The organism is Nocardiopsis sp. NPDC055551 (assembly GCF_053619415.1).
Genome location: NZ_JBSHJJ010000002.1, coordinates 413,905 through 427,128 on the forward strand (window position 1 = coordinate 413,905; position 13,224 = coordinate 427,128).

Consider the following 13,224-nt stretch of genomic DNA (forward strand, 5'->3'; position numbering starts at 1 on the left):
CCATGAGTTCCAGCACGCCGCTGTTGGCGGTGGACGAGCTGTCCGTGGTGTTCCACCGGCGCGGGTCCGGTGAAACGCGCGCCGTCGACGGGGTCTCCTTCAGCCTGGAGGAAGGTCGAGTCACGGGTCTGGTCGGCGAGTCCGGTTGCGGCAAGAGCGTCACCTCCCTGGCCCTGATGGGGCTCCTCCCGGACCGCGGGGTCAAGGTCGGTGGCAGCGCCGTCATGCAGCTGCCCGACGGTGAGGTGGATCTGCTCCGCCTCTCCCAACGCCGCCTGCGGGACCTGCGCGGATCCCAGATGGCGATGATCTTCCAGGACCCGCTCAGCTCGCTCAACCCGGTGGTTCCCATCGGCCTGCAGGTCACCGAGATCCTCAAGCGACACCGGGGGATACGCGGGGCCGTCGCCCGCAAGGAGGCCGCCGACCTGCTGTACCGGGTGGGCATCCCCGATCCCACTCGACGGCTCAACGAGTACCCGCACCAACTGTCCGGTGGAATGCGCCAGCGCGCGCTCATCGCCATGGCGGTGGCCTGCAAGCCCCGCCTGATGATCGCCGACGAACCCACCACCGCCCTGGACGTCACCATCCAGGCGCAGATCCTGGAGTTGCTCAAGGACCTGGTCACCGAGGAGGGCACCGCCCTGCTCATGATCACCCACGACCTGGGCGTGGTGGCCGGCCTGTGCGACGACATCAACGTCCTGTACGCCGGGAGGGCGGTGGAGACCGCGCCACGCGAACCGTTGTTCGCCGACCCCACGCACCCGTACACCGTGGGACTGCTCGGGTCCATCCCGAGGCTCGACGCGCCACGAGGGGAGCCGCTCACCCCGGTGCGCGGTTCCGTCAACGACAACATCGCCTGGACGGACGGCTGCGCGTTCGCGCCCCGCTGCGACCACTACACGATGGAGTGCCTCCAGGGGCCGCCCCCTCTCGTGACCATGGCCGACGGCGCCGGGGGTGGTGGCGGTGGCGAGCACGTCCACCGCTGCGTCAATCCCATCGAGCACGCGGAAGTGGTGGACCGGGCCGTCCTGGACACCACGACCGTTGCCGGCGAAGACGTGGGAGACGGCAGAGACGGCGAAGACGAGGAGGAGCGGGGATGAGCCTGCTGGAGATCAAGGACCTCAAGGTCCACTTCCCGATCAAGCGCGGCGTGCTCATCGACCGCACCATCGGGCACGTCCAAGCCGTCGACGGCGTTTCGCTGAGTATCGAGAAGGGCCAGACCTACGGCCTCGTCGGCGAATCCGGATGCGGCAAGACCACCCTGGGGCGAGCCGTCCTGCGCCTGAACCAGATCACCGACGGCGAAGTGTGGTTCGGTGGGCGCGACCTCGCCGGACTCGACCCCGAGTCCATGCGTCGCGAACGCGCCAACCTCCAAATGGTCTTCCAGGACCCGCTGGGCAGCCTCAACCCGAGGCAGACCATCGGCGCCATCCTCATGGAAGGGCTGGAGACCCACGGCATCGGCGGGCCCGAGGAGATCCCCGAAGGCACCACCGCCAAGGACCGCCGTCGACTGATCCAGAAGGATCGGGAGACCCGCATCGTCGACGCCCTGGAACGGGTGGGCCTGTCCGCCAAGGCGCTCAAGCGCTACCCGCACGAGTTCTCCGGCGGCCAGCGCCAGCGCATCGGCATCGCCCGCGCGCTGGTCCTGCAACCGGACCTCATCATCTGCGACGAACCGGTGTCCGCCCTGGACGTGTCCATCCAGGCGCAGGTGCTCAACCTCTTGGAGGAACTCCAGGAGGAGATGGGGCTGACGTACCTGGTGATCGCCCACGACCTCGCGGTCGTGCGGCACGTCAGCGACGTCGTAGGGGTGATGTACCTGGGTTCACTGGTGGAAGAGGCCACCAGCGACGAGATGTACGAGACCCCGATGCACCCCTACACCCGTTCGCTGATGTCGGCGGTGCCGGTTCCCGACCCCACGGTCGAGGATTCCCGTGAGCGGATCCTGCTCGCCGGTGACCTGCCCTCGCCGGCGAACCCGCCGACCGGCTGCCGGTTCCACACCCGGTGCCCCTGGCGCCAGGAGGAGCTGTGCGACACCGAGCGGCCCGAACTGCGCCCGTTGAAGAGCGGTACCCACCGGGTGGCCTGCCACTACGCCGAGCAGATCCTGTCCGGTGAGATCCAGCCCAGCGAGGAACGGGCCGATCGGGTCGTGCACGGCGCGAGCTGAGCGAACGCGAACGCGCGGGTGTCCCGGTGTACCGGGGCACCCGCGCGTTCGTGTGCGTGGCGGGACGTCGCGGGATGTGGCGGGACGCGGCGGGGACGTGGGCCACGGGGAGTGGGAGGTGAGGACGGAAGACGGTCGGAAAGGGGGGTGGGGGATCGGAGGCTAGAGATCGGATTTTCTGCAAGGAAGGCGAGTTATCCACAGGCAGGGGAGTTCGGGGTGGTGGTGGGGTCGGTGGGCGTGATCCCATCGATCTTGGGGGAGCCGCTGGTTTCGCCGGTTTCGCGCTGCCCGGGGGTGGGTGGGTGTGGTGGGGATGGGGCGTGGGGTGCCTCAGGTTTTTGGTTCTTGGGGTTGGTGGGGTGCTCGGGTGGATTGGTGGGGCGCCTAGGGTTTCTGGCTCTTTGGGGTGGTTGGGCGGGGTGGGGTGGGTTGGTGGGGCGCCTCGGCTAGAGAACCTGCCAGTGGCCTGGCGTTGCTCGGGTGGGTTCTCCCTCCTTCCCCGCCGCGTGATTGTTGCCGCCCGCACCGCACGCGTCAAGGCAATGTTGAGTTGCGCATCAGCGTGGTGGGTGGCCTTGACCCGTACGGCACGGGCGGCGGTTTGGCGGCTATCGGGGAAGGGGGGAGAGTGGTTGAGGTCCCAACGGCCCTGTGGGCCTGCGGCCCACTCCGGCCGTAGCCGGCCGGATTCCTTCCCCTCCCTCTGGTGTCCTCGTGGGCCGCGTCGCCACTACGTGACGGGTCCGGTCACGAAGTACCCGCTACAGGTGAGGCACGGGGCGGGGCGCGTCCCCGCGGTAGCCGGCTCTGGTCTTCTCAGCGATGATCTTGCTCGTAGCGCCATGTTGGGCGCCCAACATGGCGCTACGGACAAGATCGTTTCTCTTCAGAGCCCCTTCCCTCGAATTCGCCAGGAGTGTCTCCGCGATGGGCGGATCCGGCCATAAGGAAAAGGGGGTTCGGGCAACCCGAAACAGAGGCTCTCGCATAGCAGGAATGCCAGCTCCAGAATTCGACTAATAAACTCGCAGGGAGGCCTGTCGTTATCGTGGGTGTTCGCATATAATCAGAGTATGAGCTTTCCTCCCCACGCGCCGCGCCCGACCGGGAACACCCCGGTCGATAAGGCGATGGCGGGTGCGCGGGAGATGGCGGTGGAATTCTCCGGCCGGGATATCCCGTTCGGGTGCGAGGGCGATGTGCTCGCACAGTTCGGCCGCCTCAATCAGGAAACAGACCGGATCCGCTATGGGATGTTGCCCGCCCTGGCCCGTATGGAGGCCACCGGTGCCCTGTTGGAAGAGGGCGGCCAGCGCAGTATCCAGGCGTGGATCACCCACCAGTGGGGGACCTCTCCGGCCGAGGCCAAGAGCCTTGCCACCCTCGCCCGGGCGTTGTACAAGCAGCAGTTGCCCCTGGTGGAAGAAGCCTTCCAGAACGAGGCCCTGTCGTTGGGTGAAGCGTGCGCCATCGCGACCTCCACCGAAAAGGCCACCACCGAGTGGGCGAAGGTCCTCGAAACAGCGGATGAGGAATTCCGTGCCCAGCGCCCTTCGGTGGAGGGGTTTCGGGCCCGGTTGGAATACGGGCTGATCGGTTTCAAGGCCGAGTGCCCGCAGGCTTCGGTGCGCCAGTTGCGGGACGCGGCGAAATGGTTCGTCGCCCGCCTGGACCCGGATAAGGCCGACCGGGACTATGACGAAACGTTCGAGAACCGGGGTGCGCAGTTCTCGCCCACGTTCGAGTCCGGGTTTTTGCTGCGGATGTGGGGGCCGGGGGCCGATAACGAGCTGATCCAGGCCGCCCTGGAGGCTTACACCGAGCCGTATGGGCCGGAGAACGCGGCGATGCCGAAGCATCAGCGGGTCTATGACGCGATGATGCGGATCTTCGAGACCGCTCTGGGCCACCGGGGTTGCTCCAGCCTGAGCCGCCAACCTCTGGCGACCCTCAACATCACCGTGCCGCTGAAGCGGTTCCTGGGTGATGGGATGGCTGAGCCGGCCGTCACGGAGGATGGTGTGGTGTTGCCCGATCAGATGGTGGCCCGGTTGACCCCCGACAGTTGGTTGCGCCGGTTCGTGACCGACGCCCAGGGTCGGACTCTGTTGGATGTGGGGCGCAAGCAGCGGTGCGCCCCGGACCCGGTGCGCCAGGCGGCGGGGTTCAAGAAGCCCTACTGCGAGTGGCACGAAGGCTGCGACATGCCGCGTAGCTGGTCGCAGTACGACCACATCGTCCCCTTCTCCCACGGCGGGGTCACGAGCGCGGACAACATGCAGGTGTTGTGCTCGACCCATAACCGGCTTAAGCACCGGTTGCAGGCCAAGGTGAACCGGCAGATCTGGGAACACCACCACGCCCAGAACCGCCAAGAAGCGGGAAAGGAAAGCGGGTCCGGGGATGGTGAGGGGGAGCCAGCCCCAGCCACCGCCCCCTGACCACCACCATCCGCTTCCACCGCCCGTTTCCGCCAGGTGGAACACCACCCCGACGACATCACCCCCGGTTGGGTGTCAGACCCCAAGGGCCCGTGCCCTGTGGGGATATCAGCATGCCCAGGGGCAGAAACACCGCGAACCCCCCGCCCAGAGCCACATTCCGGGACCGGAGTGGCTCCCGTTGGGGGTGTCGGCAGCACTCCTGGCGAGATCGGCCCCTACTGCGGCCACCCGCCCTACCGGTGCCACCCCCAGCACAGGTATCGGCCCACCGGCACCACCAACCCCGTGTTGTCTCTCCACCATGATGATCTTGTCCATAGCGCCATGTTGGGCGCCCAACATGGCGCTACGAGCAAGATCATCGCCAAAGGGGCGCCGGTGCCGGCTACCGCGGGGACGCGCCCCACCACTCACCCGACCTGTAGCGGGCCCTTCGTGACCGGACCCGTCACGTAGTGGCGACGCGCTCCACGAGGACACCAGAGGGAGGGGAAGGGATCCGGCCGCTTGCGGCCGGAGCGGGCGAAGCCCGGGGCCGTTGGCACCCCAACCACTCTCCCCCCTTCCCCGATAGCCGCCAAACCGCCGCCCGTGCCGTACGGGTCAAGGCCACCAACCACAGCGTCACAGAACCCGACATCGCCTTGACGCGTGCGGTGCGGGCGGCAACAATCACGCGGCGGGGAAGGAGGGAGAACCCACCCCACCCCGCCAGGCCACCAGCAGGATCACGACCCGAGGCGCCCCACCAACCCACCCCACCCCGCCAGGCCACCGGCAGGTTCTCTAGCCGAGGCGCCCCACCCCCCACCCGCCACCCCCCGCCACCCCACACCCACCCACCTACCCTCACCACCCCAGAGTGGAGTTCCGGTTGGTGGACGACTTCTTTCCTGGATGGTGAGGCCTATGACAGGTGTCATCACCAATGCGGGGAGAACCTCATAGCGGATCGCTGACAGCGGTGACTGCATCTCCGGGTCACCTTTTGCGAGGCTGGAGGGTATGGCTTCCAGCGATCCCTCCACACCCCCGGGACCTTCCGGCTCGTCCTCCTGCTCGTCTTCCGACCCGTCTTCCGACGCGTCCGCCGGCCGATCCTCGGACCTGTCTTCCACCCCACATCCCGCCCGCTCCTCCAAAGCCGCCCGTCGGCAGCGCTCTTCCGCCGCACCGGGGCGGGTCTGGCTGGTCGCGCTCGGGGTCGGCGTGGTGGTCGCGGTGCTGGCCGGGCTGTTCGCGCCGGCCCGGTCCACGCCCGCTACAGGGGTGGCCGGGGACGCGCCGCTGGCGGCAGACGTGGAGCGGGTATTGGGCGACCGAATGGTCGAGGTTCAGGGGCTGTCCGTGGCCCGGTTCGACCTCGACGACCCGGATTCGGTGGAATGGGCCGCCGCGGGGAGCTCCGACGGCACCGCGCCGGTCGGTCCGGACACGCCGTTCGAGACCGGCTCGGTGATGAAGGTGATCACCGGGATGTTGCTCGCGGACATGGTGGAGCGGGGAGAGACCTCCCTGGACCGCACTCTCGCGGAGGTCTTCCCCGAGGTCGACTTCGATGATCCCGAGGTCGCCGACATCACCCTGCAGGAACTGGCCACCCACCACTCGGGGCTGCGGGCGACCCCGGACGGGGAGGCCGCGGCGGTCACCTTCCGCTCCATGCTCCTGATCAGCCCGTACGAGGGAGCCACCTCGCCGGTGGACGGGCTCTCGCACACCCGGGCCGGGCCCAAGGACCAATACGTCTACTCCAACCACGGCTTCGCGACCCTCGGGCACGCGCTGGCGGCGGAAGCGGGTGACGACTACCCGGACCTGGTACGCGAGCGCGTCCTCGATCCCATGGGCATGGACGACACCGAGGTCACCGCGGAACGCCCCGAAGGTGGAGCGTTGTCGTACTACGAGCCGGGCGTGCGGGTCGCTCCGTGGACCAACACCGAGTACGCGCCCGCCGGGATCTCCACCTGGAGCACGGTTTCCGACCTGGTCACTCTGGTCGCCGGGGTCGCCGACGGCAGCGCTCCGGGCGCGGACGCCGCCGACGTGGTGCTGGAGGATGTCCGGATCGGTGGGACGCCGTCGGAGGAGGAGCCCGCGACGGAGGCGGGCGGCGACACCGAACTGTCCATGGGGCTGGGTTGGCACGTCCTGGACACCCCCGAGCATGGTGAGGTCACCTTCCACAGCGGGAAGGTCTACGGTTCCTCCACCACGGTCCTGTTCGACGACGAGCGCGCCGTCGTCCTCATGGGCAACAGCTTCACGCTGCAGGAGGGGCCGCTGTCCCTGGGGTTGCTGGGTGACGAACCCGAGGAGGTGCTGTCGGCCCCTCCGAACACCGGGATGAACATGGCGTTGACCCTGCTCCCGCTGTTGCTTCCCCCGGTGCTGTTGCTCGCCCTGATGATCCGCCGCCGCACCTTGCTCACCCAGCGTCCGCTGGACCGCCTGCGAATCGTCTCGCTGAGCCTGGGCGCCGTGGCCTGGTGGGTCTACACCCAGCGCGGCGGTGTGTGGACGGATCTGCCCACCGAACTGTCCGCCGTCGCCGCGGGCATGGTCGCCACCGCGGTCACGGTCGGGGTGTGGCACTGGCGGCGGGTCCCGACGGAGGCGGGGCGATTCCGGTGGCTGCACGTCACGGTGTTCGTGTTCTCGGTGTTGTTCTCCCTGACCCTGCTCTCGCTGATGGTCTACGCCCTCCTCTTCGCCCGACAGTGAACCTTCGGAGGGTAGGAGGGAGACATGGGACATTCACGGAAATCACACCGCATCCCCTCGGCCGGGCTTTTCCTCTACGACCGTGACTGTGGTTTCTGCCAGCGGTCCGTCTCGTTCGCGCGGGAGCGTGTCCGAACCCGCACCGCTTTCGCGGCCTGGCAGGAGACCGATCTCAAGGCCTTCGGGCTCACCCCGGAGCAGGCCGACGAACAGGCCTGGCTGGTCCGTTCGGACCGGGGCCTGCTGGCCGGCGGTGACGCCGTCGCCGAGACCCTTCAGTTCGGCCGATTCCCCTTCCGGGAACTGGGCCGGCTGATGGCCCTGCCCGGGATGCGGGTGCTCACCCGGGCCGCCTACCGGGTGATCGCGGCCAACCGGTACCGTCTGCCCGGTGGCGGTGACACCTGTGCCCTTCCGCCCCCACGTGATGGTTGACCCCCAGTAGGAAAGAGGCCCCGCGTTGACCTCGTTGGCCCAGGCCGCCGAAGAGACCATCCCCCTCGGCCCGCTCATCCTGGTGGTGCTGTCCATGCTGGGCGGCACGGTGGCGTTGGTGCTGATGGGGGTCTACGGCGCGCAGCGCAAGATCAAGCCCAACGACTTCTTCGGGGTCCGCACCAGGTTCACCCGGTCGAGTGACACCGCCTGGTACGCGGTGCACGAGGCTTGCGCCCGTTGGTCGATCCTGGGCGGGATCGCCTTCCTGCCCGCAGCGATCGTCACCCCGTTCCTCTCCGACCCCAACGCCCAGATCGTCGCGATCCTGGCGCCCACGACCGTGGGTATGGTGCTGCTGGTGGTGGGGTCCTGGCGTGGGCACAAGGTCGCCCGCGAACGCTTGGCCCGCGAAGCCTCAGGCCGCCCGTAGCCTCCGGCACACCGTCAGCAGCCGCTCGCGCAGCACCGCGCCGCGTTCGGCGAAGTCGCGCTGGTGCTCCATGTACGCGGCCTTGCCCTCGGCCGTCTCGATTCGCACGGGCTCATACCCCCACTCCCGCAGGTCGTAGGGGGAGGCACGCATGTCCAGTGTGCGGATCTCCCTGGACAGCTCGAAGCAGTCCACGATCAGCTCGGACGGCACCGCCGGCGTGAGCTTGTACGCCCACTTGTACAGGTCCATGTTGGCGTGCAGGCAACCCGGCTGGTCCAGGTCCACCTGGGTCTCTCGGGTGGGCGAAAGGGTGTTGCGCGGACGCGCGGGCTCGGTGAAGAACCGGAACGCGTCGAAGTGCGAGCACTGGATCCGGTGCGACTCCACCACCCGGTCGGTGCCCTCGTTCCCCAACCGCAGTGGAACCCGGTCGTGGCGAACCTCCGACGTTCGGTACACCATCGCCCACTCGTGCAGACCGAAGCAGCCAAGGTGCGCCGGACGCGAGGCCACCGCCGACAGCAATCGCTCCACGAAGTCGAGCACGGGTCGGGCCGCCAGGAACGCGGGCACGTCCAGGCCCACCCCGCCACCGTCGAGTTCGGTGTAGAAGCGCTCCGACAGTCGCTCGCGCGCGCCCTCCCCGGCCAGGGCCGTGCCCACCCCGGGGTGCCAGCGCCGCAGCCGCGCCGGCTTGAGGTTGTAGTAGGTGAACAGGAAGTCCTCGACCGGGTGCGGTTCGCCCTCGCGGCGTCGCCTCAGGTGGTCGGCGGTGAGCGCGTCGACGCGCTCGGCGTGCCGTTCGGCGCGTTCACGCTGGTCGGTCTCGGCCAACATGGTCCTGGTGGTCCCGGTCATCGTCCCCATCACGGCTCCCAGGGTATGGTCCCCGGTGTGCAGATCCCCACCGACGAACAGATCCGGTCCCTCCACGAGAGGTACGCGCCCAACGCCGAGGCCTTCGAGCGCGTGTACACGCACTGCCAGGTGGTGTGCGCGGTCGCCGAACAGCTCCTCGCCCGCGCGCCCGCGAAGGTCGACGTCGACCTGGTCCGGGCGGGCTGCCTGTTGCACGACATCGGTGTCTACCGCCTGGTCAACGCTTCGGGTCGCATCGCCCACGACCGTTACGTGAGCCACGGTGTGCTCGGCCACGAACTCCTCGCCGCCGAGGGGCTGCCCGAGACGCTGTGCCGGTTCTGCTCCCACCACACCGGTGTGGGGGTCACCGCCGACGACGTGCGGTCCCAGGGGTTGCCGATCCCGGTCGCCGACTACCTCGCCGAGACCCCGGAGGAGGAGCTGGTGATGTACGCGGACAAGTTCCACAGCAAGACGCGACCGCCGGTCTTCCACTCCGTGGAGAGCTACGCGGCCAAGGTCCGCCGCTTCGGCGCGGACAAGGAGGTCCGCTTCAAGGCACTCGTGGAGAGCTATGGGGAGCCCGACCTCGTGGAGCTCTCCGCCAGGTTCGGTCACCGCACGCTCTAGCCGGACTAGTTGGACTGTTGCACCGGAAGGTGCCGGCCCAGGTATCCCACGTACACGCGGTTGCTGGTCTCCGGTCCCAGGTCGGGGAAGAAGTACAGCCGCGGGCAGATGCCGTATTCGATGTCCAGCTTGATGTGCGCGTACATCGGTACCCGCCCGGTCGGGTCCACCTCGTGCGGCACCCGGAAGAACCGCTTCTCGTTGAGTTTGCCGCGGTTGCGCACGTAGTCCGATTCCTGTGACGCCAGCCGTTTGACCGGGATCACCCGGTAGCCGTCCGGGGGATCACGCAGGTAGGAGTGGAACCCGAGCCCGCTGCCGGGGTTGTCGAACTGGTAGCGGGCGTAGTCGTTGAGCGCGAGCAGCGCTTCCCAGGCCCGGGTCACCCACAGGGCCTCCTTGCGGCTGTCGGCCAGTTCGTACACCGTCTGGTCCTCCAGGGTGAAGAACAGGTGTGGCAGCACGACGTCGTCGGTGATGCGCTCCAACAGCTCGGCCACGCTCGTGGGCGGTCGCCGTTCGGGGTCGTTCGGGGCGGGGGTGGCGGCCAAGCGGAACAGACCCTCCTCGCGGGCGCGTTCGCGCAGCCAACGCGCCTCGTAACGGGCGGACCGGGTGCCCTCCCTCGCGGTGTTCAGCTCCTCGGCCAGGTCCGCGCTCTCGTCGAGTAGTTGCCGGCGTTCCTCCGACAGATCCCCGATGCGTGTGTTGAGCCGGCGTACCTCCTCCCGAAGCCGTTGGAGTTGCTGTTCCTGGGCCTTGGCGGCGGCCAGCTCCGCGGTGGTCGCCGAGTCCTGTTCCGACCTGTGTGCGATGGCGTGCTCCGGTCCGTTGGTCGGTGCGGGAGCGAGTGAGGTGGGGTCTCGGCGCAGGTCATCGGTCTCCTCGCGCAGGAGGGTGTCGATCGCCCTGAGCGCTTCGGGTAGTCCCAGGGCCACGGCGTTGTCGCGCACCCGCCGGGACAGGGCGGCGCCGACCCAGTTGCGCAGGCGTTCGCCGTCCCGCGCCGTGTCCAGGGTGGAAGGGCTCATCCGGGGGTGCCGTGAGGAGTCCGCCTCGTCCCGGGGCTCCACCGAAGGCAGGAACGTGCGTACACCGCCGGCGGGTATGTCCAGGTCACGGGGGAGGATCGCGGCCATGCGATCCAGCGCCGCGGCGTCCAGCACGTATCCGGCGCACATGCCGGTGCAGCGGGACAGGGCACCGGCCATGGAACCACGCCAGGCGGCCACGGTCACGTCCCCGGGGGCGCCGGTGGCGACGATCGCCAGGCGTCTGAGCGGATCACGGATGGCCGAGAGCAGGGCGGCCACGTCGGTGTCGTCGCGCCCCCGCACGATCCGGGGGGCGGGCGGCAGCGCGTGGGCGCCGTCATGGGCGTTGACCGCCTCCAACAGCATGCGCGCGGCCTCGGGGGGCATCACCTCCAGGCGGGTGACCTCCGGGGAGATACCGGGCGCGGGGTCGACGGTCATGTCCAGCCACAGGTAACGCCAGGGGGAGAGTTCGGGGTCGACCACCACGGTGACCAGGGTGCGCCACACCCCGTCGGGTTTGTCGGACTCGGTGGTCAGCCGTAGGAAGGTGAGGCCCTCGTCGGTGTTGTCGTGCCGGGCGATCAAGGCCCGGGACCGATTGCTGAGGTCGTAGCGACCCGAGGAGCCGAAGTCCACGCGCGCTCCGGAGTTCCCGCGTTTGCTCAACCACCGTGAGAGAACCGTCGAGGCGACGGCGGCGAGATCCCCGTCGTCGTCCGGGACGGCGACGAGCGTGCGGTAGACGAGCGGCAATGGCACTCCCGGGTTCCCGTCGACGGCGGTGGACCCGAGGGCCTGTCCGAACACGCTGGCAGGGCCCTCTCCCACCACTGTGTATCAAGGACCGCTCCCGCGCCAGCCGGTCAGCGTAAGAACCGTACGTGATCGTGTGCTCCAGTGTGGCCAACTCGGAGACCGGCTTTGGCAAGGGTGGACAAGCGCGATTCCGTTCCCGGGGTCTAGCGTCGCGGACATGACCACGCACCCGTTCTGGCTCGCCGGCACCGCGGCCACCGGCGACACCGAGATGACCGTCCTCAACCCCTACACCGGCGAGGCCGCGGGCACCGTGTCCGTGCCCACCCCGGAGCAGGTGCAGGAGGCCGTGGCCGCCGCGCACACGGTCGCCTCGCGCGCCGCCGCGCTGCCCGCGCACGTCAAGGCCACCGCCCTGGACCACATCGCCCGGCGCATCGGTGAGCGCTCCGAGGAGATCGCCCAGGTGATCACCGCCGAGAGCGGCAAGCCGATCAAGTGGTCCAGGGTGGAGGCCGGGCGCGCCGCGTCCGTCTTCCGCTGGGCCGCCGAGGAGGCCCGTCGGGACAGTGGGGATCTCCAGCGACTGGACACCGACGCCGGTGGTACCGGCCGCATGGCCCTGATCCGCCGCGTGCCCAAGGGTCCGGTCCTGGGCATCTCCCCGTTCAACTTCCCGATCAACCTGGTCGCGCACAAGATCGCGCCCGCGATCGCGGTGGGCGCGCCCATCATCCTCAAGCCCGCGCCGGCCACCCCCATCACCGCGCTGTTGCTCGGCGAGATCATCGCCGAGACCGAGTTGCCCGCCGGCATGGTGTCCGTACTGCCCATGCCGAACGAGTCCGCGGCCGCGCTCATCACCGACGAGCGTCTGCCCGTTGTCTCCTTCACCGGCGGCGCCTTCGGCTGGGAGATCCAGCGCCGCGCCCCGCACAAGCACGTCACCCTGGAACTCGGGGGCAACGCCGCCGCGGTCGTGCTGGACGACGCCGACCTGGACTGGGCGGCCCGACGCGTGGCCCTGTTCGGTAACAACCAGGCCGGCCAGGTGTGCATCGGTGTGCAGCGGGTCGTGGTCACCGACACCGTGCACGACGAGTTCGTGCGGCTTCTGGTCGACCGGGTCGAGGAACTCGGTACCGGCGATCCCGCCGATGACAAGACCGACGTGGGCCCGATGGTCGACGAGCCCGCCGCCGAACGCGTGGCCGCCTGGGTGGAGGAGGCGGTGTCCGCGGGGGCGCGCGTGCTCACCGGCGGTACCCGCGACGGCGTGACCGTGGCGCCCACCGTCCTGGCCGACGCCCCCGCCGACGCCAAGGTGGTGCGCGAGGAGATCTTCGGTCCGGTCCTGGTGATCCAGCGGGTCGCCGACACCGACGCCGCCTTCGCCGCGGTCAACGACAGTGCCTTCGGGCTCCAGGCCGGCGTGTTCACCCGGGACCTGCCCACCGCCTTCCGGGCCCACCGGGAGCTGGAGGTCGGCGGCGTGGTGGTCGGCGACGTCCCGACCTTCCGCGCCGACCAGATGCCCTACGGCGGGGTCAAGGGCTCCGGTGTGGGCAAGGAGGGCGTGCGTTCGGCGATGACCGACCTCACCGACGAGCGTGTCCTGGTCCTCACCGGCATCGACCTGTAGGGGTCCGCGCACGCGAGTGGCCGGTGACCGCGGAGCAGGAGTGG

10 protein-coding genes are annotated in these 13,224 nt (G+C 69.1%); 8 read left to right on the forward strand and 2 right to left on the reverse strand.

Translation table 11 applies throughout. From position 1 onward, the window contains the following. Positions 1-2: 2 nt before the first annotated feature. The 6 genes from ACWGSK_RS05650 (at position 3) to ACWGSK_RS05675 (ending at position 8,251) form a co-directional block, all read left to right on the forward strand. Complete coding sequence (locus ACWGSK_RS05650; RefSeq protein WP_452455294.1) at positions 3-1,118, forward strand: ABC transporter ATP-binding protein; 1,116 nt, start codon at positions 3-5, stop codon at positions 1,116-1,118. Then, complete coding sequence (locus tag ACWGSK_RS05655; RefSeq protein ID WP_358503034.1) at positions 1,115-2,209, forward strand: ABC transporter ATP-binding protein; 1,095 nt, start codon at positions 1,115-1,117, stop codon at positions 2,207-2,209. The genes ACWGSK_RS05650 and ACWGSK_RS05655 overlap by 4 nt, the downstream gene beginning before the upstream one ends. A gap of 1,076 nt (positions 2,210-3,285) precedes the next feature. Beyond that, positions 3,286-4,653, forward strand: coding sequence for a DUF222 domain-containing protein (locus ACWGSK_RS05660; protein WP_452455295.1), 1,368 nt, complete (start codon positions 3,286-3,288; stop codon positions 4,651-4,653). A gap of 1,008 nt (positions 4,654-5,661) precedes the next feature. Continuing rightward, positions 5,662-7,383, forward strand: a complete 1,722-nt coding sequence (locus ACWGSK_RS05665) for a serine hydrolase domain-containing protein (RefSeq protein WP_452455296.1) — start codon at positions 5,662-5,664, stop codon at positions 7,381-7,383. 24 nt (positions 7,384-7,407) lie between these two features. Then, entirely contained in the window at positions 7,408-7,818 is a 411-nt protein-coding gene (locus ACWGSK_RS05670) for a thiol-disulfide oxidoreductase DCC family protein (RefSeq protein WP_358513782.1), read from the forward strand. Positions 7,819-7,843: 25 nt separating this feature from the next. Further along, positions 7,844-8,251 (forward strand): SdpI family protein, encoded by a 408-nt coding sequence (locus ACWGSK_RS05675; protein WP_358513784.1) that lies wholly within the window; start codon positions 7,844-7,846, stop codon positions 8,249-8,251. Here ACWGSK_RS05675 and ACWGSK_RS05680 read toward each other — a convergent pair. Further along, on the reverse strand, positions 8,237-9,121 hold the full coding sequence (locus tag ACWGSK_RS05680) for a 3-methyladenine DNA glycosylase (RefSeq protein ID WP_358513832.1): 885 nt from the start codon (positions 9,119-9,121) through the stop codon (positions 8,237-8,239). The two genes, ACWGSK_RS05675 and ACWGSK_RS05680, sit on opposite strands and share 15 nt — an antisense overlap. Positions 9,122-9,148: 27 nt before the next feature. Here ACWGSK_RS05680 and ACWGSK_RS05685 point away from each other — a divergent pair, with 27 nt between their 5' ends. Next, positions 9,149-9,745, forward strand: coding sequence for an HD domain-containing protein (locus ACWGSK_RS05685; protein WP_452455297.1), 597 nt, complete (start codon positions 9,149-9,151; stop codon positions 9,743-9,745). Between the two features lie 5 nt (positions 9,746-9,750). Here the strand turns inward: ACWGSK_RS05685 and ACWGSK_RS05690 are convergent, their stop codons facing one another. Continuing rightward, positions 9,751-11,535, reverse strand: a complete 1,785-nt coding sequence (locus ACWGSK_RS05690; protein ID WP_452455363.1) for a hypothetical protein — start codon at positions 11,533-11,535, stop codon at positions 9,751-9,753. 220 nt (positions 11,536-11,755) lie between these two features. On the opposite strand from ACWGSK_RS05690, the gene ACWGSK_RS05695 reads away from it, so the two are divergent. Next, a complete protein-coding gene (locus ACWGSK_RS05695) occupies positions 11,756-13,180 on the forward strand; it encodes an aldehyde dehydrogenase family protein (RefSeq protein ID WP_452455298.1) in 1,425 nt (474 codons plus the stop codon). Positions 13,181-13,224 lie beyond the last annotated feature (44 nt).

Excerpts from the sequence above, each read along its gene's own strand:
- ACWGSK_RS05650 (WP_452455294.1), top strand. The coding sequence starts at position 3 with ATGAGTTCCAGCACGCCGCTGTTGGCGGTGGACGAGCTGTCCGTGGTG.
- ACWGSK_RS05655 (WP_358503034.1), top strand. The coding sequence starts at position 1,115 with ATGAGCCTGCTGGAGATCAAGGACCTCAAGGTCCACTTCCCGATCAAG.
- ACWGSK_RS05660 (WP_452455295.1), top strand. The coding sequence starts at position 3,286 with ATGAGCTTTCCTCCCCACGCGCCGCGCCCGACCGGGAACACCCCGGTC.
- ACWGSK_RS05665 (WP_452455296.1), top strand. The coding sequence starts at position 5,662 with ATGGCTTCCAGCGATCCCTCCACACCCCCGGGACCTTCCGGCTCGTCC.
- ACWGSK_RS05670 (WP_358513782.1), top strand. The coding sequence starts at position 7,408 with ATGGGACATTCACGGAAATCACACCGCATCCCCTCGGCCGGGCTTTTC.
- ACWGSK_RS05680 (WP_358513832.1), bottom strand. The coding sequence starts at position 9,121 with ATGGGGACGATGACCGGGACCACCAGGACCATGTTGGCCGAGACCGAC.
- ACWGSK_RS05695 (WP_452455298.1), top strand. The coding sequence starts at position 11,756 with ATGACCACGCACCCGTTCTGGCTCGCCGGCACCGCGGCCACCGGCGAC.